The sequence below is a fragment of the Streptomyces sp. NPDC002669 genome (genome assembly GCF_042889165.1).
GTDB lineage: Bacteria > Actinomycetota > Actinomycetes > Streptomycetales > Streptomycetaceae > Streptomyces.
The window spans coordinates 84,984-103,800 of record NZ_JBIAQQ010000014.1 but is presented as its reverse complement, the minus strand read 5'-3'; the positions used below and the strand labels follow the sequence as shown (position 1 = coordinate 103,800).

General features: G+C 74.6%; 20 protein-coding genes. 10 read left to right on the top strand and 10 right to left on the bottom strand.

Annotated features, from left to right (window positions below):
• Positions 1 to 111: 111 nt before the first annotated feature.
• Entirely contained in the window at positions 112 to 1,143 is a 1,032-nt protein-coding gene (locus tag ACFYW1_RS21625; protein ID WP_388995618.1) for an ArsR/SmtB family transcription factor, read from the bottom strand.
• A 176-nt stretch (positions 1,144 to 1,319) separates the two neighbouring features.
• Between ACFYW1_RS21625 and ACFYW1_RS21620 the strand changes: the two genes are divergently transcribed.
• Entirely contained in the window at positions 1,320 to 3,428 is a 2,109-nt protein-coding gene (locus tag ACFYW1_RS21620; RefSeq protein WP_388995355.1) for a PBS lyase, read from the top strand.
• Positions 3,429 to 3,901: 473 nt separating this feature from the next.
• Positions 3,902 to 4,345 (top strand): Crp/Fnr family transcriptional regulator, encoded by a 444-nt coding sequence (locus ACFYW1_RS21615; RefSeq protein ID WP_388995352.1) that lies wholly within the window; start codon positions 3,902 to 3,904, stop codon positions 4,343 to 4,345.
• A gap of 166 nt (positions 4,346 to 4,511) precedes the next feature.
• Here ACFYW1_RS21615 and ACFYW1_RS21610 read toward each other — a convergent pair whose 3' ends face one another.
• Entirely contained in the window at positions 4,512 to 5,285 is a 774-nt protein-coding gene (locus ACFYW1_RS21610) for a VOC family protein (RefSeq protein WP_388995349.1), read from the bottom strand.
• Positions 5,286 to 5,870: 585 nt separating this feature from the next.
• Here ACFYW1_RS21610 and ACFYW1_RS21605 point away from each other — a divergent pair.
• From ACFYW1_RS21605 to grpE, 3 genes are read left to right on the top strand one after another with little or no spacing between them, the layout of a single operon-like run.
• On the top strand, positions 5,871 to 6,245 hold the full coding sequence (locus ACFYW1_RS21605) for a hypothetical protein (protein WP_388995346.1): 375 nt from the start codon (positions 5,871 to 5,873) through the stop codon (positions 6,243 to 6,245).
• Positions 6,242 to 6,379 (top strand): hypothetical protein, encoded by a 138-nt coding sequence (locus ACFYW1_RS21600; protein WP_388995343.1) that lies wholly within the window; start codon positions 6,242 to 6,244, stop codon positions 6,377 to 6,379. Before ACFYW1_RS21605 ends, ACFYW1_RS21600 begins: the two co-directional genes overlap by 4 nt.
• Positions 6,376 to 7,014, top strand: a complete 639-nt coding sequence (grpE, locus tag ACFYW1_RS21595) for a nucleotide exchange factor GrpE (protein WP_388995340.1) — start codon at positions 6,376 to 6,378, stop codon at positions 7,012 to 7,014. Before ACFYW1_RS21600 ends, grpE begins: the two co-directional genes overlap by 4 nt.
• A 31-nt stretch (positions 7,015 to 7,045) precedes the next feature.
• On the opposite strand, the gene ACFYW1_RS21590 is transcribed toward grpE, so the two are convergent.
• Positions 7,046 to 8,068, bottom strand: a complete 1,023-nt coding sequence (locus ACFYW1_RS21590; protein ID WP_388995337.1) for a hypothetical protein — start codon at positions 8,066 to 8,068, stop codon at positions 7,046 to 7,048.
• Between the two features lie 119 nt (positions 8,069 to 8,187).
• Here ACFYW1_RS21590 and ACFYW1_RS21585 point away from each other — a divergent pair, with 119 nt between their 5' ends.
• Positions 8,188 to 8,814: a TetR/AcrR family transcriptional regulator gene (locus ACFYW1_RS21585; protein WP_388995334.1), complete on the top strand. Its 627-nt coding sequence runs from the start codon at positions 8,188 to 8,190 to the stop codon at positions 8,812 to 8,814.
• Between the two features lie 190 nt (positions 8,815 to 9,004).
• Here ACFYW1_RS21585 and ACFYW1_RS21580 read toward each other — a convergent pair whose 3' ends face one another.
• Positions 9,005 to 9,493, bottom strand: a complete 489-nt coding sequence (locus tag ACFYW1_RS21580; protein WP_388995331.1) for a carboxymuconolactone decarboxylase family protein — start codon at positions 9,491 to 9,493, stop codon at positions 9,005 to 9,007.
• 120 nt (positions 9,494 to 9,613) lie between these two features.
• On the opposite strand from ACFYW1_RS21580, the gene ACFYW1_RS21575 reads away from it, so the two are divergent.
• Entirely contained in the window at positions 9,614 to 10,594 is a 981-nt protein-coding gene (locus ACFYW1_RS21575; RefSeq protein ID WP_388995328.1) for a pirin family protein, read from the top strand.
• A gap of 10 nt (positions 10,595 to 10,604) precedes the next feature.
• Positions 10,605 to 10,946, top strand: coding sequence for a GNAT family N-acetyltransferase (locus ACFYW1_RS21570; protein ID WP_388995325.1), 342 nt, complete (start codon positions 10,605 to 10,607; stop codon positions 10,944 to 10,946).
• 196 nt (positions 10,947 to 11,142) lie between these two features.
• On the opposite strand, the gene ACFYW1_RS21565 is transcribed toward ACFYW1_RS21570, so the two are convergent.
• The 5 genes from ACFYW1_RS21565 to ACFYW1_RS21545 all read right to left on the bottom strand — a co-directional run bounded on the left by ACFYW1_RS21565 (position 11,143) and on the right by ACFYW1_RS21545 (position 15,455).
• Positions 11,143 to 11,664, bottom strand: a complete 522-nt coding sequence (locus tag ACFYW1_RS21565) for an HAD domain-containing protein (protein ID WP_388995322.1) — start codon at positions 11,662 to 11,664, stop codon at positions 11,143 to 11,145.
• 502 nt (positions 11,665 to 12,166) lie between these two features.
• Positions 12,167 to 13,024 carry a hypothetical protein gene (locus tag ACFYW1_RS21560; RefSeq protein WP_388995320.1) on the bottom strand — a complete coding sequence of 286 codons (858 nt, stop codon included), beginning with the start codon at positions 13,022 to 13,024 and terminating at the stop codon, positions 12,167 to 12,169.
• Positions 13,021 to 13,689 carry a response regulator gene (locus ACFYW1_RS21555; RefSeq protein ID WP_388995318.1) on the bottom strand — a complete coding sequence of 223 codons (669 nt, stop codon included), beginning with the start codon at positions 13,687 to 13,689 and terminating at the stop codon, positions 13,021 to 13,023. Before ACFYW1_RS21555 ends, ACFYW1_RS21560 begins: the two co-directional genes overlap by 4 nt.
• The gene (locus ACFYW1_RS21550; RefSeq protein WP_388995315.1) at positions 13,686 to 14,786 is read right to left on the bottom strand and encodes a sensor histidine kinase; all 1,101 of its coding nucleotides are present in this window, start codon (positions 14,784 to 14,786) and stop codon (positions 13,686 to 13,688) included. The genes ACFYW1_RS21555 and ACFYW1_RS21550 overlap by 4 nt, the downstream gene beginning before the upstream one ends.
• Before the next feature lie 207 nt (positions 14,787 to 14,993).
• Positions 14,994 to 15,455: an SUKH-4 family immunity protein gene (locus ACFYW1_RS21545; protein WP_388995312.1), complete on the bottom strand. Its 462-nt coding sequence runs from the start codon at positions 15,453 to 15,455 to the stop codon at positions 14,994 to 14,996.
• A gap of 158 nt (positions 15,456 to 15,613) precedes the next feature.
• Between ACFYW1_RS21545 and ACFYW1_RS21540 the strand changes: the two genes are divergently transcribed.
• Positions 15,614 to 15,754 (top strand): hypothetical protein, encoded by a 141-nt coding sequence (locus ACFYW1_RS21540; RefSeq protein WP_388995309.1) that lies wholly within the window; start codon positions 15,614 to 15,616, stop codon positions 15,752 to 15,754.
• 68 nt (positions 15,755 to 15,822) lie between these two features.
• Positions 15,823 to 17,109, top strand: coding sequence for an MFS transporter (locus tag ACFYW1_RS21535; protein WP_388995306.1), 1,287 nt, complete (start codon positions 15,823 to 15,825; stop codon positions 17,107 to 17,109).
• On the opposite strand, the gene ACFYW1_RS21530 is transcribed toward ACFYW1_RS21535, so the two are convergent.
• Positions 17,075 to 18,808 carry a hypothetical protein gene (locus ACFYW1_RS21530; RefSeq protein ID WP_388995615.1) on the bottom strand — a complete coding sequence of 578 codons (1,734 nt, stop codon included), beginning with the start codon at positions 18,806 to 18,808 and terminating at the stop codon, positions 17,075 to 17,077. The two genes, ACFYW1_RS21535 and ACFYW1_RS21530, sit on opposite strands and share 35 nt — an antisense overlap.
• Positions 18,809 to 18,817: the final 9 nt, after the last annotated feature.

Sequence of the window (18,817 nt, the reverse complement as noted above, 5' to 3'; positions counted from 1 at the left end):
GCGTGGGGAGAGGCGGTGGGGAGGGACTGTGGGGGGTGGGGGATGCGCGCGCGACAGTTCCCCCAGCATCCTTGCGTGCCCATGACAGGCGCAAGCTCCGAAAGCCCAGACTTACCGCGCGGCGCCGGGCGGTGCCGCCCACCCCGCCGGACCGGTCGCCTCCCCGCGCCCGCAACTGCGCAGCAGCGCACGCCCCTCCGCGGTCGCGACGTGCAACGACCGCCCGTCCCGGCGGACCGTGGTCACCAGACCGGCCGCGCGCAGCACCTTCATGTGCTGGCTGATCGCCGGATGCGTCACCCCGAGGAGCCGGGCCAGGCCGACGGTGGAGGAGCCGGTGCGAACGGCCCGGAGGACCGCGGCGCGCGTGTGCCCGAGCAGCGCCCCCAGCGCGTCGCCGCCGGTCCGTTCCGGGGGCGTGGGCCGGACCCAGTCCAGCGCGTGGTCGATCGGGTACACCAGAACGGGGGGAAGGTCCCCGTCGGCGAGCGTGATGGGCGTGGGCCAGCAGAAGAACGAGGGCTGGAGAGTCAGCCCGCGACCGTCGAGATGGAGGTGGTGGTCCACGGGATAGTCGGCCTCCAGCACCGGCGGCCGCCAGCGGAGCCGCGGTCCGAGAGCGGCCAGCAGACCTTCCGTCCCGCCGTCCAGGAGGTTGTGCAGCCGGGCGATGCGGTCCGCGTCGATGTGGGCGTGGATGCGCGGCCAGAACGGTGCCAGCGCCTCCTGGTGGTACGTGTGCAGGGCGTGCCCCAGTCGCAGGAGGGTGGCGCCGTCCCCGCCCGCCAGCGCGTCCGTCCAGCCGGGGAGGCGGCGCGAGGCGGCCACCCGCGCCAGATCCCTGCGCAGCCGCGGCCCGGGGGTGCGCACCAGGGTGTCCACCGCCGCCTGGAACGTCTCGCCGCCGCCGCGGGTGGGCGTGAGGAAGTCCGGGGAACAGCCGTGGGGCGGCAGCAGCGGCGACAGGAATCTGCAACTGTCCGAGAGGCGCGGCCGCACCCACCGGCGCCATTCGCCGAACACCCCCTCCCCGTCGCGCCGTTGGAGGGTCTGCACGCTGTTGCTGATCTCCCACAGATGGTCCGGCCCCGAGGCGACGCGCACCCGCCCCAGGTCCTCGGACGTGAAGTGCACCCGCAGCACGGTCAGTCGACCCCCGTTACCCGACTCCATGGACGAACTCCGTACCGGGACGGAGCGGAGCCCCAGCCGATCCCCGTCCGGCGGCTCCTGTCAAGACACCCGTCCGCCCCGCTTGCGGGAAGGGGCGGACCGGGGCCGCCCGCCTCCTGTCGGTGGCGTACGGCAGACTTCCGATCATGTTCACGGGGATCGACGACGTCGACTGGGCGTCCATGCACCATGCGTACGGCGACGCCTCCGACGTGCCGGAGCTGCTGCGGGGGCTGGCGTCCGCCGATCCGGACGAACGGGAGGCCGCGCTCGACGGCATGCACGGCGCGGTGCACCACCAGGGGGACGTGTACGACAGCACGGTCGCGTGCATCCCGTTCCTGTTCGAGCTGGTCGCGACGGCCGGTCTGCCGGGGCGGGGCGGGATCGTCGGCCTGCTCCGCAGCATCGACGGCGACGGCCGCGACGTGGAGGAGATGGACTTCGGGTGCGACGACGAGGAGGAGTACGACGCCTGGGTCCGCAACCTCGCCGGTGCGGAGTCGGCCACCCGGGCCCGCGGCGGACTGCTGCTGGACCTCCTCGACGACCCGGACGCCGGCCTGCGGCAGGAACTTCCGGGCGCGCTGGTGCAGTTGCACGACGACCCCGCGACGGTGCTCGCGGCGCTGTGCCGACGGCTCGCGACGGAACAGGACGCACGCGTGCTGCGGGCGACGGCCACGGCACTGGGCGAACTGGGCGTCCGCAACCCGGAGTTCGCACGGCGGGTCGAAGAGGCCCTGACCGCCCTCGCCCTCCCCGCCACCGGCCGGACCGAGCCCGGACTGCGGCTGGCGGCCCTGGTACAGCTCGCGCGCTGCGCCCCCGGCCGGCTGCCGGAGCGGACCGTGAAGACGGCCGTCGACGCGATGCGGGAGGCCAGGGAGGCCAGGGAGGGCCCGGAGGACGCGGGCGACACGGCGGATACGGCGGGTGCGGAGACGGCATCCGCCCTCGGGACACCGACGATGATCTCGTACCTGCGTCGGCTCAGGGCGTCGCAACGGGGCACGGTGCGGGCCTCCTGGGCGACCGACCTGCTCGTGGAACTGCACTACGCCCTGGACGACCGGGTCGCCGAACGCTTCGCACTGCTGGAGGACCAGTTGCGCAGCCCCGACTGGGGCCAGCGGCGCGAGGCGATCGACATGGGCGGTCTGCTCCTGACGGGCTGGCGGGGCCCGCACGAGGAGTCCGTACGGCTCCTGGGCGAGCAGCTCCGGGAGGCCGACCCCCGCATCGTCCGGTGGGCGGCCAAGGAACTGGAGCGGCTGTACGCCATCGGCGGCCCGGCGACCGGGGCCCTGGCCGAACGGGTGGCGGCCGGACCGGGCACCGCTCCCCAGGCGCGGTGGAACGAGACCTCCTACGGGGCGGCCCTGTGCGCGCTCGCGGCACAGGGCGACGCACGCGCCGTCCCCGGGCTCGTCGAGGTGCTGCGGTTCGGGCACGTACCGGAGGACCTGGGCGGCTGGATCGACCGGATGGACCCGGACGGGGTTGCCGCGCTGCTGCCCGTACTGCTCCGGCGGCTGTCCGCGATCGACCCCCGGGAGCGGCCCGGGCGCACCCGGTTCCTGCTGGAGGCGGTGGCCGCCGCCCGGCCGGACGAGGTGGTGGAGCCGGTCCTGCGCCTCCTGCGGGTTCCCGGGCTGCGGGGCGCCGCGGTGGAGGCCCTGGCACGGCTCGGCGCGACGGCCCGGGAGGCACTGCCGGAGCTGCGGCGACTGGCCCGGGACAAGGACCCGGGCCACCGCGTCGACGTGGCCGCGGCACTGTGGGCGGCCGGGGGCGAGCAGGACCTCGTGCTGTCCGTGCTGGCCGAGGGACTCGCGGGCGAGCGCTGGTTCCAGCGGTACGACGCGCTGCGGACGATCGCCCGCATGGGCCCCGGGGCGGCCGGGCTGCTGCCCGCCCTGCGCGGGCTGCGGCGGTCGTCCGAGAAGAGCGGCGGCTGGGTCGCGGGCGCCCTCGCGGTGGCGTTGTGGCAGGTGGGAAGGGATCCGGACGAATCCGTGCCAGCCCTGCTGCACGCGTGGTCGGAACACCGGGACAACCGTCCCGAGGCGGCCGGGGCGTGGGCGCGGATGGGGTCCGCCGCGGCCCCCGCCGTCCCGCTGCTCCGCCGGGAACTCGCCTCCGCCCGGCGCCACGACAACACGGGCGGCCGGGGCCGGAACCGCTACCGCTGCGCCGAGGACGAGCGACTGCTGCGGCACGGCCGTGCGGTGATCGCAGCGGTCGAGTCCTGACCGGTCCCGCACGGTCCGCACACGGCACGTCCCCGTCCGCCGCACGGTGCGGCGGGCGCCGCCACGGGCCGGGGCGGACCGCGGAACGGGAACGGTTCCGGGCACCCGGTTCCGGCGGGCGACGCGGCGGGGGCGGGGCACGGGTGGGGTAGCGGACCGGAGCACCGGGGAAGGGGGCCGGTCCCACGAAGGGACCGGGGTGCCACCGGACCACCGCCCGTGCTCCGATCCTCACGCGGGCGGGGCGTGATCGCACACGGAGGCACGTCCTCGGCTGCGTACTTCTGCCCCGACCGGGGAAAAACCCTTCTACGAGAGGTCGCCAGAACCTCGTGACCGCACGGGCGACGCGCGTGGGCACCTCCTCGTACGCCATCTCCCGGGAGCCGGGCGCCGCGGTGACGGAACGGCTCCGTGGGGTGACCCGAGGGCCCTGCCCGCCGCGGAGAGCCGCTCCTCGCAGGAGTACTCCGATGACCACACTCAAGATCACGTCTTTGCCACCCGCACGCCGTGACCACCTCCTGAGCCTTGCCGAGGACGTCCGTTTCCCCGCAGCACGGCGGCTCTTCGAGGAACACACCGTCGCCGACCGCTTCTGGGTACTGAAGACCGGGGCGGTGACCCTCGACTCACAGCTGCCCAACCGGCGCCGCGCGGAGATCGAGACCCTGGGTCCGGGCGAGCTGGTCGGGCTGTCCTGGCTCTTCCCGCCCTACGAGTGGGAACTGGGCGCCGAGACGCTGAGCCCCGTCCGGGCCCACGAATTCGACGCGGCCCGGGTACGGGCCCTGTGCCGGTCGGACCCCGAGTTCGGATTCGAGATCAGCCAGTGGGTGGGCATGGTGCTCACCCGGCGGCTGCACGCGACCCGTGGCCGGCTGCTCGACCTCTACGAATCCGTCGCCCGGACCTGAGACCGCCCACCGGGCCGCCCCGCCCGAGCCCCGGTCGCCGGACCCTCCGGCGACCGGCGCGGCTCACGTCTGCCCGCTTGCGGACGGGCACGCACCCGCCCGGCCCACACGGGCGACATGAGTACCCTGGACGAGGTGGCTGCCGTCGGACGCCGGACACGGTGATTCAGACGCCGGACACGGTGAAGAGGGCGCCGTCGGAGTCGCGGATGACGCAGGCGTCCTCCGGGGCACCGGTGAGTGAGGGAACCGGTGATGATTCGCCCCCGGCCGCGACGGCGGCCGCTGCTGCCCGCCCGCTGTCCCGCACATGGAAGTCGACGTTCCAGCGGGGCCGGACCTTCGGATCGGGAGCGTCCTCGACGCTCCCGCCGCGCAGGGTGGCGACGGTGCGCCCCGACGCCTGGACGAGGATGTGGTCCTGGGCGTAGTCGACCGTGCAGCCGCCGGGCGGACGGGCCCAGTCGAAGACCTCCGCGTAGAAGATGGCGGCGTCGAACGCGTCGCGGGTCCGCAGGTCCAGCCGGACCGGGGCGCCGCACCGCCCCACCGGCCAGGACAGGGCCGGGCCCTCCCAGAACCCGAACACGGCCCCGTCCCGGTCGGCGGCGATCCCGGCCCGGCCGTCGCCCAGCGGGAGGGGGCCGACGGCGAGCGTGGCACCGCGCTCGTTGATCCGGCCCGCCGTCCGGTCCGCGTCCTCGACGGCGAAGTACGGGGTCCAGACGGCCGGATGGTTCCCACCCGGACAGCACCCGATGCCGGCGACCGGCTCGCCCCGTGCCAGCGCCACCGAGAAGTCGTCGCCCAGGTCGCTGTCCCTGAACTTCCACCCCATGACCTCGGCGTAGAAGGTCTGCGCCGCACGCAGGTCCTGCGTCAGCAGGTTCACCCAGCAGGGCGCGCCGAGCACCGGCATGATCTTGTCGGAGGTCGTCATGCGGAACTCCTTCGGATGCGTGGGGCCCGGACGTGCCGGGCAGCGGGGTCCGGACCGTTGCCGGCCCGGACCGCTGATTCCGGTGCCGGTATGGGCGCCGCACCGTGCGCGGGCGCCCACCTGCCGTCGGGATACGGGCGGGGCGCCCCGACGAGCGGGCTCGCGCCGGCCCGCGCCCGGCGCGGACGGCTCATCCGGCGTGCCGCGGCGGACCGGGAGCGTCATGGCCGCGCCACCGCCGTATCGGGCCCATGCCCCCACCCTGGCGCCGATCACACCCCACCGCACATCAACACCACGACGCCCGCGCCCGATCCCGCACCACCCCGTCCCGCGTCCGTCCGTGTCCGTGCTGGTCACGGCTCCGGCCCGGAGCCCCGAGGGCGATCCGGTCCGCCCGCCGGGCGAGGACAATGGAAGTGAGGGAACGCCGCCGTGCGCCGGAGGACCGCACTCCCGCGGCTTCGGCGAAGGCCCCTCCCCGCGCGGCTGTGCCCTCCACCGGCCGCCCGGCCGCGACCCGGGCCCGGGCCCGCCCGGACCGGTCCGCGCCCGGCACGCCGGTGCGACGACGAGGGAGCGGACATGGCACGGGTGGTGGTCGAGGGCGCCGACATCGTCGTGCGCCTGTCCTGGTGGGAGAAGGCGATGGCACGCCACCGCGACATACGCGTCCCGGTCACGGCACTGCGACTGCCCAGGGTCGAGCCCGACTGGTGGCGGGCGCTGCGCGGCGAGCGCGGCCGGGGCACCTGGATCCCCGGACGGCTGTACGCGGGTGTCCGCCCGCTCCAGGAGGGGCGGGACTTCGTGCTGATACGGGAGGGCAGGCCGGTGCTGTGCGTGGAGCTGCGCCGGGGCTCCCCGTACAGCCGGCTGGCGGTCTTCGTCCCCGACCCCGAGGAGACGAGGGGCGCCCTGGTGCCGCTGGCCCCGCGGGACCGGCTGGGGGTGAAGTGACCGAACGCTTCCGCGGCCCCGGGCCGGAGCGGCGGGAACGCCGGCAACGACACGAGCGGGGCGCGGCCACCGGTGACGACGAAGGCGCCCGGACGGAGATCGTCGACGAGGAGCGGAAGGGAGAGGCCGGATGAGTGAGAACCCGCACCCCGGCCGACAGGGCGAGCGCTCGCTCGTACCGGTGCGCGACTGGCGCGGGACCGCCCCGGCCGGGCTCCCGCCCCGGTACCGCCGGAACGCGGCGGGGGCCGGCCGGACGGAGCCGAAGGACGGGACGGAACCGCGCGAACGGATCGCGGAACTGACCGAGGACCTGCAACGGGTGAAGGCCGAGTACGACAACTACCGCAAGCAGGTGCGCCGCGACCGCCTGGCGATCAGGGAGATCGCGGCGGCCAACGTCCTCACCGGCCTGCTGCCGGTCCTGGACGTCGTGGAGGAGATCCGCCGACGGGGCGAGGACCGTGGCGCGGCGGCCCTCGCCGGGGTGATCGAGAACCAGTTGGCGGCACTCGGTCTGCGCACCGTCGGCGCGGTGGGCGAGCCCTTCGACCCCCGTGCCCACGAGGCGGTTGCCTTCCGCGCCTCCGACGCGGCCCCTGCGGCCGTGTGCACCGAAGTGCTGCGGTACGGCTACCGGGTCGGCGGCCATCTCCTGCGCCCCGCCCAGGTGGAGGTGACAGGCCCCGCCCCCGCCCGGCGGGCCGCGTACGGCACGGCCGACACGGTTCCCGGCCCCGGACGGGTACGCACCCCACGAGACATCTGAACGCCCCGGGGCCGGGGGTCTTCCGCGCGGCTCAGCCGCGGTAGAAGTCGGCGAGGGCGGTGAACGCGGCCTTGGGCTCCCACGGCATGTCGGGGTAGGTGGTCCCGGCACGGTCCTCGAAGACCTTCACGATGCCGTAGCCGGCCAGGTCCAGGTCCTCGCCGGGGCCGCCGTCGGGGCGGTGCGGGTAGTCGCGGAGCGCGAAGGTGAACACGAAGGTGCTGTCGACGCCCCCGGCGTCGAACGCTTCGAGCGACTCGCGTATGTACGCGGCCTGTCCGGCCTCGTCACGCTCGTACTCCCCGGTCAGCCGAAGCGGCGCACGGGTGTCCTCGTCGTGCTCGACGATCTCCAGACCGCGGGCGCCCCTGTCACCGGCGCCCCGGTAGCAGGCCGAGCCGAACTCGGTGATCGCGACCGGTTTTCCCGGCGCGACCAGGCCGTGGACGCCCTCGGCGAACCGGTCGGCGGTCTCGGCCGACCGGTAGAGGTCCAGGGACACGATGTCGAAGAGGGACCAGTCGACGCCTTCGAGCGGTACGGCGGCGTAGGTGACCCTCCCGCCGAAGCGCTCGCGGACGAGGGGGACGGCCTCGGCGAGGAACTCGTTGACCCGGGCACCGGCCCGGGCGACGTGCTCGCGCACGTGCTGCGGGTCGGCCAGCAGTGCGACCCGCTCGTCCACCCCGTCGCCGGGCAGGAACCCCTTGTTCATCAGGCTCAGTTCGGCGCCGGTGACGAGGACGACCTCGGCCCCCCGGCGCCTGAGCCGCTCCGCGCGTCCGGCGCAGTCGGCGAACAGCGACAGCATCTGGTCGGTGGTCAGTTCGAGCGGGTAGGGGGAGAACCAGACCTCCAGGCCGAGACCGGCGGCGAGTTCCGCCGCGATCTCGATCCGGTCCGGATCGCCGCCCATGATCCGGACCGCGTTGCAGTGCAGGTCGTCGCGGATGACGCGCAGCTCGCGCCCGACCAGCTCCGGATCGAAGCCGCCGCGCCCGACGGTTCCGCCGTGGACGAAGCCGGTGTCGTAACTGATGCCTCTGGCACGCATGTCGTCGGGTCCTCTCCGCACGGAAACTTTTACGGTACGGACCGTACCTTATTTTTGATGGGGCGTGGGCGGCGGCGAGAATGGGAAGGTACGGGCGGTATCGAGCGCGGGAAGGTGCCATGGCGGAGGAGCCGAAGGGGCGGGTGCGGGCGGAGGCCGGGCGGACGCGGCGACGCGGGGCCGCCCTGGAGGAGGCCATCCTGCGCGCCGCCGCGGACGAGCTCACCGGCTCCGGGTACGCCGGGCTGACGATGGACCGGGTCGCCGCCCGCGCCGGCACCAACAAGAACGCCCTCTACCGCCGTTGGCCGAACCGCCTCGCGCTCGGCGTCGCCGCCTACAAGCACCTGGCCACGACGGTCCAGCCACCCGACACCGGCACGCTCCGCGGCGACGTCCTGGAGTGGCTGCGCCAGGCGAATCGCTACTGGAGCTCCCCGCTCGGCGCGATCCTGCGCGAACTGCTCGCCGCCGCCGGCGGGACCCCGGAACTCCTGGCACGGCTCCAGGAGAACTCCGCGGACGCCGCGGCCGCCCCCTGGCTGACCATCCTGGGCCGCGCCGTCGCCCGCGGCGAGGCTCCCCCCGAGGCGCTCCACCCCAGGGTCGCCACCGTGGCCATGGTCCTGCTGCGCAACGAATTTGTCGTACGCGCGGTGCCCGCCGCACCCGACGAGGTCCTCGTCGAGATCGTCGACGAGGTGTACCTGCCGTTGGTGCGCGGCCGGGGTGAACCACCGGCCTGAGCGCCGCCGTTCGGGCCGGGCGCTCCGGCCCGCCGGGGCCGCGCCACCGGCACGGCCCGCCGGCGCCGCTCATGCCGGCGCTGACGGTGGTGACCGGGCTGGTCGACGCGGTCACCCGTCGGCTCTCGGCCCCCGGCGCCCCGGGGCGTGAGCCGGACCGCCCTCCCGGCTCCGGAGCGGGCGCCCCCGCTCAGCGCTGAGGGGCCTCGCGCACCGGGTGCTTGCTCAGGATGGAGACCCGGTTGAAGGCGTTGATGGTGATCGCCACCCATATCACCGCGGAGATCTCGTCGTCGGTGAGCGCCCGGCGGGCCTCGGCGTAGGCGTTCTCCTGCGCGAGGGCGTTCGCGGGCTCGGTGGTCGCCTCCGCCAGGGCGAGCGCCGCGCGCTCACGCCCCGTGAACAGTGCGGTGTCGCGCCAGGCGGCCAGTACGCCCAGGCGCCGGGTGGTCTCGCCCGCGCGCAGCGCGGCCCGGGTGTGCACGTCGAGGCAGTAGGCGCAGTTGTTGATCTGCGACACGCGGAGGTTGACCAGCTCCACCAGTACCCGGTCCAGCCCCGCGTCGGCGGCGACCGCGCGGACCGCGCCGGACGTCTCGACCAGGGCGCGGTACGCGCTCGGACTCTGCTTGTCCACGAACACCCGCTCGCTCGCGGTGCCCGCCGCCGTGTCACTCACCCTGGACTCCTTCACCGGACCTGCCCGATCCTCGCTCGTTTCGCCGTGCGCCCGACGGAGCGGCGGCCTACCATCAGGCATGATTATTGAACATGAAACCATTTTTGGGAGGGGCGTGTGATGAACGACGCCGAGAAGGGGCTCGCAGGACCGCCCCGAGCGGCCATCGACCACGGTGAACACCCGCCGGTGATCGAGGTGCTCGGAGCGAGGGACGTCCCGCTGGGCGGCCCGAGGGCGATGACGGTACGGCGCACACTGCCGCAACGGGCCCGGACGACGATCGGCGCCTGGTGCTTCGCCGACCACTACGGCCCCGACGACGTCGCCGACACCGGCGGCATGGACGTCGCGCCCCACCCCCACATCGGTCTGCAGACGGTGAGCTGGCTGTTCAGCGGGGAGATCGAGCACCGGGACAGCATGGGCAACCACGCCTTCGTGAGACCCGGCGAGCTGAACCTCATGACGGGCGGCCACGGCATCAGCCACTCGGAGGTCTCCACCGCCCGCACCACGACCCTGCACGGCGTCCAGCTGTGGGTGGTGCTCCCCGAGGAACACCGCGACACCGGACGCGACTTCCAGCACCACGTCCCCACCCCGGTCCGGGCCGGCGGGGCCGAGATCAGGGTGTTCCTGGGGACACTGGCGGGGGACACCTCCCCGGTGCGCACCTTCACCCCGCTGCTCGGCGCCGAACTCCTCCTCGATCCGCACTCGACGACCGAACTCGCCGTCGACACCCGCTTCGAGCACGGCGTCCTCGTCGACCGCGGGGACGTGCACGTCGCCGGGACCACCCTGCGCCCGGCGGAGCTGGGATACCTCGGCACGGGGAACGACACGCTGACCCTGACGAACGGGACGGACTCCGTCGCGCGGGTCATCCTGCTCGGGGGAACCCCCTTCGAGGAGCGGATCGTCATGTGGTGGAACTTCATCGGCCGGAGCCACGAGGACATCGTCGAGGCCAGGGAGGCGTGGCAGCACGCGTCCGACCGTTTCGGCGAGGTCGACGGCTACGACGGCGACCGCCTGCCCGCACCCGTACTTCCCAACATCCGCATCGCACCGCGCCGCAACCCGGCGCATCACTGAGAGGCCCACGATGACACAGCCCGCCGCCGCTCCGGTCGTCCAGCGAGTGGACTCCGAGCACCGTTACGAGATCCTGGTCGACGGCGTGACCGCCGGCCTCACCGAGTACCGCGACCGCGACGAACAGCGCGTCTTCTACCACACCGAGACGGGCGAGGCCTTTGCGGGACAGGGCCTGGCCTCGGTACTCGTGCGGCAGGCGCTGGAGGACGTACGCGCCTCGGGGAAGCGCGTCGTGCCGGTCTGCCCCTATGTGGCGAAGTTCCTCAAGAAGAACGAGGAGTTCGCCGACATCACCGACCCGGTGACCCCCGAGGTCCTGAAGTGGCTGAAGGGCGTGCTGGCGCACTGACCGCTCCCGCCGTCCCGGCCCGCCCGCCCCGCACGGGCGGGGTCCGGCCGGGACGGCGCCCGGGCCGACCCGCGTGCGCACCCCTCCGGACGACGCCGCTGAATCGGCGGTCCGACCGCCGTTCCCTCGCCCTCGAAGACCCGGTGCGGATCCCGGACGGAGTGCTTCGACCGTCCCGGTACCAACGCGCCGGGCGTCAGGACGGCTGCCGCAGCCAGGCGTCGAGAGCCGCGTAGTCGCCGTCGGCCAGACCGCGGCGGGGGTCGACCCGATGGAGCAGGGCGCGGCCCGGATGATGGGCGGCTGCCCAGGACCGGTCGGTGCCGGTGATCTCGTCGTCGACCCAGACGAACGGGCGTCCCGCCGCGCGGTCGACGAGGGCCCGGGTCTTCCAGTGCAGTCCGTCGCGCTCGTCCCGGGCGTCGACGTCGGACGGCTCCGGCCAGTCCACCACGGCCAGCCGTGGCAGACCCAGCAGGGGAGCGACGTACTCGTTCGCGTCGCCCATCCACGTCGTGGCCCAGACGATCTCGCGGGGGAGCGCGGCCAACCGGGGGCCGTGCCCGGGATCGATCCTGGTCAGGAGCGGGTTCGCGGCGGCACGGAGGAGCGCGGGATCCACCGGGTGGGTCGGGTGGCGGTGCGCCGGCGCGCCGAACGGGATGAGCGGGCCGTCGACGTCGAGGAACAGCAGCGGACGCTGCGCGGGGTCGGTCACGGCGGCACGATAACGCCCGGCCCGGAGCCGCGCCCGCGGCCCACTGCCCGGCAGGCACCGCGGAAGCCGTGCCCACCCGCTCCGGCCATCCCGAGAGGCGATCTCGCGTCCACACGCCCGCCGACCGTCTCGAACCGGCGCGCACCGGGGACGACGGCCCGGCCCCGCACCGGCTCGTGCGAAGCCCGTACCCCTTCGTCCGGCAGACGTCGGCGGCCGGCCCCCACACCCCGCCCTCCTGGAGCTGAGCGCGGCCCGCGACAGCGACTGGAACGACAACCGGCTCCTGCGGCCGCCGACGGAACACCCCCGCCTGGACCGCACCGTGCCGCGAGCGGTCCTCGACGCCACGGCGGCCCCGGCGGGGCGCGGAGAGCTGGAGGCGGACGAGGTGAAACGGCTCGGCCCCCTCGCGGCGCCTGGGCCCGGCCGCGCCGTCTGCTCGCCCGGCGGCCGAACGCCCGCGCCCCGCACCGCGCGTGATCCTCCGGGGCGGGCGCCGTCACACCTCCAGCAGCCGTGCGGCACGCCGCTCGTCGAGACCGCCGCGCCAGCCCGCCAGCGGCAGGGTGATGTCCGAACGAGGTGCGCCGCGCAGCGCGCGGGACGCGGCGTGCCGCTCGGCGGTGGGCACGAACCGGTCCCACATCGGCGGCAGGACCGGACAGGGGAGCACCCCGGTCTCGGCGAGCCCGATGAGGATGCCGTAGCGCTGGTACTTGTCGGTGCCGGGCACGATCCTCGCCCGTGCGACCGCCTTCTCCAGTTCGCCCGGGCGGGTCCCCGCCGGTACCGAACGGATCACGTCGAGCAGCGCGCGCAGCCGTTCGCGGTCCTCCTCCTGCGGCCGGGGCAGCCCCTGCGCCACCGCGGCCTCCAGGTCCGGCAGGTAATGCTCCGGGATCTCGTTCCACGCCCAGCCGAGTGCGAGGCGCAACAGCTTCTCGGTGACGTCGACCTCGGACTCCGGCCCCAGACCGCAGTCGGGAACCCCGTCCCCGTCCCGCGGAGCGGTGTCGAGGAACCGTGCCCAGCCGTGGGAGATCACCGTCTGCCGGCCGCGCGGGGCGCTGCCCAGCCCGGCGACGAACGCCGCGAGCACCGCGTCCTCGTGCAGCGCGGCGGCCGCGGCGACGGCGCGTTCGACGATCTCGGCCGCGCTCCACCGCTCGGGCTCGCGCACCGGCCATCCCGCGCGACGGGCCGCGCCGAGGTCCGCGGGGTCGCCGGACGGTTCGGTTCCCTTGACCGTCCCGGTCCGGGTGAAGCGGTACCCGTAGCAGCGCATCAACGGTTCCAGGTCGTCCCCGTCCGGAATCCGTCGCGGGGCGCGGTCCGGGGAGGTCGGGCTGCCGGTCACGAGAGCGCCTCCCAGGACCAGGCCGCGATGCCCACGCGGTTGCGCACCTTCAACTTGGCCTGGATGTTGGCGATGTGGGTCTTCGCCGTGCCGGGGGAGATGAACAGGCGCGCGCCTATCTCGGCGTTCGTCAGCCCCTTTGCGACGAGGCGGGCGATCTCCTCCTCGCGGGAGGTGAGGGGTGAGGGCCCGCGTGGGGCCGGAGGAACGGGAGCCGCCATGGACCGGAGGAGACGGACCGTGATCTGGGGGCTGATGAGGACGTCGCCGGCCATGGCGGCCCGCACCCCCTCGATCAGCAGGCCGGGGCCCGAGCGCTTGAGGAGGAAGCCGCAGGCGCCGTCCCGCAGGGCCGTGCGGACGTAGTCGTCGTGGTCGAAGGTGGTGACCACGAGGACGCGGAGCGGGTCGGGCACGTCCGGGCCCGCCAGTTGCCGGGTCACCTCCAGACCGTCGAGGACCGGCATGCGGATGTCCGCGACGACCAGGTCGGGGCGGAGCCCGCGGGCCAGCTCGACGGCTGCGGCACCGTCCGCCGCCTCGCCCACGACCGTCATGTCCGGTTGGGAGTCGAGGATCAGCCGGAATCCGCCGCGTACGGCCTCCTGGTCGTCTGCCAGGAGGATGCGGGTGGGCGCGCACGCGCCCGTCGGGGCAATGGTCACTTCGGTTCCTTCGCAGGGGTTGTGCCGGTCGTTCGCAACGGGAGGACCGCCACGAGGCGCCAGCCGTCCTTCTCGTACAGGCCCGCGCTGAGCGTGCCGCCCAGCGCCTCGGCGCGTTCGGCGAGCGCGGGGAGACCGCGCCCGCCGCCCCGGCCCAGCGGATCGGTGCGGGGGCCGGGAGACGTGCGCGACGCCTCGTTGGTCACGTGCAGTTCCACGCCCCCGGGGACGGGGACGAAGCGGACCTCCGCGCGAGGGGCCCGGGGAGCGTGCCTGCGGATGTTCGTGAGCGCCTCGACCACGATGCGGTACGCCACCGCGCCCGCCTCCCGCGCGCGGGCGAAGGACTCCAGGACGTCCGGCGGCAGGAGGAGCCGGGTCGCGGTGCCGTTCGATTTCGTGAAGTCGTCCACCAGGGAGGCGAGTTGGTGTACCTCTGGCGGCTGGATCGATGCGTCCGGCAGCTCCTCCTCGTCCAGCATGCGTATCGTCCGGTCCATCGTCTCCAGGGCGTTCAGGCCCGCCTTCTCGATCCGCTCCAGGGCCGCCACCGCCTGGCCCGGATCGGTCGCCGCCACGAAGCGGGCCGCCTGGGCCTGCACGACGATGCCGCTGACGTCGTGCGCCACGAAGTCGTGCAGATCGCGCGAGAGCTGCAGGCGCTGGGTGCGCCGCGCCTCCCCGACCGCGGCGCGCCGACGCAGGTCCATGCGGCGCGGATAGGCCCCGATCGCCGCCGCACCGAGCGCGGGGAGCAGCCAGAACGACGCCGCGCCCGTACGTTCCAGGAAACCGCCGTCGACCAGCGGCGCGGGCCAGAGGGCCACCGCGAGGACCGCGAGGGGGACCGCGACGCGCAGCTCCCGCACGGGCGACCAGCGCGTCACCGCCGCGATGAGGAGCATCAGCAGGGCGGCCTCGGGGAGCTTCCAGAAGGAGCCGGGGCCCGTGGTGGCGGTCGCGGTGGTCGTCAGGGACAGCAAGGCGCAGACCGCCGTGGGGCGGGCCAGGCCGGAGGGGCGGCGACGGATCAGGGCCCAGGTGACGGTCGCCGCCGCCGCGAGCGCCGGAAGGCCGCCGAGTATCACGCTTGTCATGGCCGGTCTCGTTTCCCCCGTGGTCGTTCCGTCCCTCGGCGAGGGCGGGGCCGTCCGGTGCGGGCCCGCCCTCGCCGCCGTGCTCATCGGCCCCGATGCCTTCGCGCAACTCCCTTCGACAGGAGGGGCGTTCACCCGAAGGGCGCCACCCGGCGGCCGTCGCGGGAGCGTGCCCGGGTGCGTCCCGGTGCTGCGGGCTCCGCCCGGTCACACGCTCATGCCGTAGCCCAGTTCCTCGGCGGCGACGCACCAGAAGGAGTTCTCGTCGGCGACGGCGTCGGCGTCGAGCTCCTCGAACCGCTCCAGCAGCGCGTCGGCGAGCGCGTCGGCGGCCTCCTCGGCCAGCTCCACGGCCTTGTCGTCGTCGACTTCCTCGCCGGGCCCCTCGTACGCGGCGGCCTCGTCGGCGGCCTCCTCGTAGGCGCGGTTGAAGGCGACGAACGCCGCCACCCCGGAGTTCACCAGATGGGCATCGGCGCCCTCGGGCAGGCTCCACAGCGACCCGTCGTCGCGGCGCAGGCCGAGCGCGCCCGCTCCCGGATCGATCGCGACCAGGGCATATCGCGCACCGTCGGCCGCGCGTTCCACGAAGGGAGGTTCCTGCCAGGCGCCGGGGTGGGGGAAGCGGGTGCATCCGGCCAGGAGCGAGGCGAGTTCGGTGTCGTCCATGCCGAGAACCTAGCCCGTGCCACTGACACCTGCCCCGCCCGGCTCCCACGGGCCCGGCACCGACGGGCACCTCAGGAACGGGACGACCGGGCCGGGGCCCCGGCGGCGCCCGCGGCGAGCTGTCGTTCCGCACGGACGCCTCGACCGTCCACGCCCTGGTGACCGGCCCGGTCTTCGCCCTGCTGCACCTCCAGCACGCCCCGCCGGACGGTCTGCCCGAGCGGCTGGGACCGCTGATCGCGGCAGCCCTCACCGCCGCCCCGTCGTCGTCCGACTCCCCGGACGCGTCCGGCGGCTGATCCGGCGGCGGGCCGTGCCCGGCCGAGGGGTCCGTACCGCACCGACGCCCTGGTATACCATCTGCCGAATGCTGGATGGACGGACCAACGATGCGCGGGGCCGCGCCGACGGCGCCCCGTCGGTCTGGCGGGCGCCGGGCATGCCGGCCCTGCTCGGTTCGACCGCGCTCGGTTTCGCGGGCGTCGCCCTGCTGATGCCGGTCGCCCCGCTCCGGGTGCTCGACGGCGGGGCCGACGAACTGGGCGCGGGCACGGTCAACGCCGTGATGATGCTCTGCACGGTGATCGCCCAACTGCTCGTGGGCAAAACACTCCAACGCCTCGGCTGGCGCCGCACGCTCATGCTCGGGGCGTGCCTGCTCGGGGCCCCCGCGCCGGTGCACCTGCTCACCGACGACGTGTGGGCGGTGACGGCGCTCGCGGCGGTGCGCGGCCTCGGCTTCGGGATCATCACCGTCTGCGGCGCCATGGGAGTCGCCGTGCTCGTCGAGCCCGCGCGTCGCGGCCGCGCGGTCGGGGCCTACGGCCTGGCGATCGCCGCCCCGCAGTTCCTGCTCGTCCCCGTCGCTCCCTGGCTCGCCGAACGGGCCGGGTACGGACCGGTGTTCGTGCTCGCCGCCGTCCCCCTGCTCGCGATCCCGCTCGCCCCGCCCGTGGCCCGCGCCCTGCGCGCCTTCGACCGGCCCGCCGAAGGCCCCGCCGGGGCCGCCGGGCGGCGCGACACCGCCGCCCTCCGCCGCGCCCTGACCGGGCCGATCGCCGCGCTGCTCGCGATCACCTCGGCCGGCGGCGCCGTGCTCACGTTCACACCGGGGCTGGACCCCGACCCGACCACGGTGTACCTGGCGCTCCTGGTGTTCACCGGAACCTCGGCCCTGTGCCGTTGGGCCTTCGGGGGCTTCGCGGACCGCAGGGGCGCCGCCCCGGCGATCGCCCCGCTCCTCCTCCTCGGCGGCGCCGGCCTCGCCGCCATCGGCGTGGGGGCGGCCGACGGCCCCGGCACGACCGGCAGGGCCCTGCTGATCGGCGGCATGCTCGTCGTGGGCGTCGCGTACGGCGGCCTGCAGAACCTGACCCTCGTGCACGCCTTCGCCGTAGCGGGGGAGGAGGAACGACCGGCCGTCGGCACGGCGTGGAACGTCGGCTTCGACGCGGGCACGGGGCTCGGCGCCCTCGCGGCCGGCGCGGTCGCCGCCTCTTTCTCCTATGCGGTCGCGTACGCCGTCCTCGCCCTGGTCACCGCGCTCGTCGGCGTCGCATGGGCGATCCCCCGCCGCCGTACCGGGGCAGGTGAGCCCGGCATGATCCGAACGACGGGCTCTAGCGCAGGCGGAACACCGGGCCCCGGGGAGTGAAGGGGAGCGGAGCGCCCTCGGGGACGAGATAGGCGTGCTCGGTACGGACGCGGAGCACGTCGCAGGCGCCGTCCGTGATGATGAGGACGGGCGCCGTCGGAGGGAAGTCCTCCGCACGCCGCAGCAGGTCGATCCCCGGCTGGAGGACGGTGCCGCCGCGTCCGCGGACCCGGACCCGGCCGGCGATCTCCGACGGCGGGAGATAACCCGCGTCGTACGCGGCGGCGTCGCAGAACACCACCCGGGCGGCCGGGACGTCGCGGGCCTCGGCGTAGGAGGCGATGGCACCGAGCGCCTTGCCGAGCAGGCGCGTGTTCATGGAGCCGGAGGTGTCCAGGACGACGCCGAAGGTGCAGCGGGCGACCTCCTCGGGAGGAAAGTACCGCCCGGCCCGCGGAATTTCGGGGGTGGACGCCTGTCGGCGGGCGGGCCGCGCGTAGCTGCGCACGGGCTCCGGCCGGGGCACGAACTCGTCGAACCAGCGGGCCAGTCTGGCGTCCCACGGCACCGGGGGATGGGTCAGCGCCCGGATCTCCTGGACGAGCCCGGCGGGCAGCAGCCCCCGGTCGCCGCCGGTGTGCAGATCGAGCCCCTGGGCCAGGCCCCGCCGGTAGAACTCGTCGAGATCGACCCAGTCGTGGCGAAGGCCGTCGAGCGATTCCCCGAGGATGTCGCCGACCCCTTTGCCCCGCAGGGTCGCCAGCCGCCGCATGCGGCGCGTGTCGGTGACGATCCGGTCGTACACCTCCTCCGTCGACAGCCCCTTCAGCTCCGGGTCGTGCAGCAGCCCTTCGGGCATGGTGCCGACGTCCATCTCGACGAGCCAGCCGTTGATCACGTAATCGGCGGCGACGTTGAAGAGGTACGGGTCGCGGCCCCCGCACCGGTCGCCGTGGCGCAGGGCGGCGTGCAGCATCTCGTGCGCGAGGACGAACCGCCATTCCTCGTCGTCGTACCGGCGCAGCGGGTTGACGTAGATCTCCCCGAACGAGGCGTCCACGGCGGCGATCGCGATGCCGTGGGCACGGGCGAGTTCGGCGTCGGCGACGACCTTCATGCCCGCCGCGATGCCGCCGAGCAGGGGATAGGAGGAGATGAACCAGCTGAACGCCCGGTTCCAGGGCCGCTCGGGCAGCCGTTCGCCGGTGAGCGTGTCGCGCCGGCCGCCCGCGAGGTCCATGGCGGCGGACATGGTGCGGGTCAGGGCATGGGCGAAGGCGAGCTGCCAGTCCGGCTCGGTGTGCCACCGCGGCCACGGCACCAGGACCTGGTCGGCCGCGTCCCCGCCCGTACCGCAGTGCTCGTACGCGGCGGGAATGCCGTCGCGGCGCCACCGGGCGGCGATCTGCTCCTCGTCGCCGTCGGGATAGGAGTCCGGCAGGTGGTCGGGGGTGCGGCCGACGGGAAAGGTGAGCAGGAAACGGTTGACGACGACGCAGCGGGCGGCGAGGTCGAACCGGTCGGGCTGCGGGCGCGGGCCCTTGTCCGCGGGGACGTGACCGAAGCCGAGGTGGACGAGGCAGTGGGCGACGGCCCAGGCCCACTCGGCCGGCTCGGCGCGGCGGTCGGGGTGGACATGGATCCTGCCGTTGGAGTCGACGCGGGCCAGACCGTGGCGCGGGCTCAGGTCGCAGTCGCGGCCTCGGCAGACGTCGGCCTCCAGCGAGGCGAGGGCCGGATTGCGCCCGACGACGGCCATGCCGGCGAG

What these genes read in the sequence shown, in the direction of transcription:
- ACFYW1_RS21530 (WP_388995615.1), bottom strand. Translation starts at nt 18,808, where the DNA reads ATGGCCGTCGTCGGGCGCAATCCGGCCCTCGCCTCGCTGGAGGCCGAC.
- grpE (WP_388995340.1), top strand. Translation starts at nt 6,376, where the DNA reads ATGAGTGAGAACCCGCACCCCGGCCGACAGGGCGAGCGCTCGCTCGTA.
- ACFYW1_RS21535 (WP_388995306.1), top strand. Translation starts at nt 15,823, where the DNA reads ATGCTGGATGGACGGACCAACGATGCGCGGGGCCGCGCCGACGGCGCC.
- ACFYW1_RS21575 (WP_388995328.1), top strand. Translation starts at nt 9,614, where the DNA reads ATGAACGACGCCGAGAAGGGGCTCGCAGGACCGCCCCGAGCGGCCATC.
- ACFYW1_RS21585 (WP_388995334.1), top strand. Translation starts at nt 8,188, where the DNA reads ATGGCGGAGGAGCCGAAGGGGCGGGTGCGGGCGGAGGCCGGGCGGACG.
- ACFYW1_RS21590 (WP_388995337.1), bottom strand. Translation starts at nt 8,068, where the DNA reads ATGCGTGCCAGAGGCATCAGTTACGACACCGGCTTCGTCCACGGCGGA.
- ACFYW1_RS21545 (WP_388995312.1), bottom strand. Translation starts at nt 15,455, where the DNA reads ATGGACGACACCGAACTCGCCTCGCTCCTGGCCGGATGCACCCGCTTC.
- ACFYW1_RS21550 (WP_388995315.1), bottom strand. Translation starts at nt 14,786, where the DNA reads ATGACAAGCGTGATACTCGGCGGCCTTCCGGCGCTCGCGGCGGCGGCG.
- ACFYW1_RS21615 (WP_388995352.1), top strand. Translation starts at nt 3,902, where the DNA reads ATGACCACACTCAAGATCACGTCTTTGCCACCCGCACGCCGTGACCAC.
- ACFYW1_RS21620 (WP_388995355.1), top strand. Translation starts at nt 1,320, where the DNA reads ATGTTCACGGGGATCGACGACGTCGACTGGGCGTCCATGCACCATGCG.
- ACFYW1_RS21570 (WP_388995325.1), top strand. Translation starts at nt 10,605, where the DNA reads ATGACACAGCCCGCCGCCGCTCCGGTCGTCCAGCGAGTGGACTCCGAG.
- ACFYW1_RS21610 (WP_388995349.1), bottom strand. Translation starts at nt 5,285, where the DNA reads ATGACGACCTCCGACAAGATCATGCCGGTGCTCGGCGCGCCCTGCTGG.
- ACFYW1_RS21605 (WP_388995346.1), top strand. Translation starts at nt 5,871, where the DNA reads ATGGCACGGGTGGTGGTCGAGGGCGCCGACATCGTCGTGCGCCTGTCC.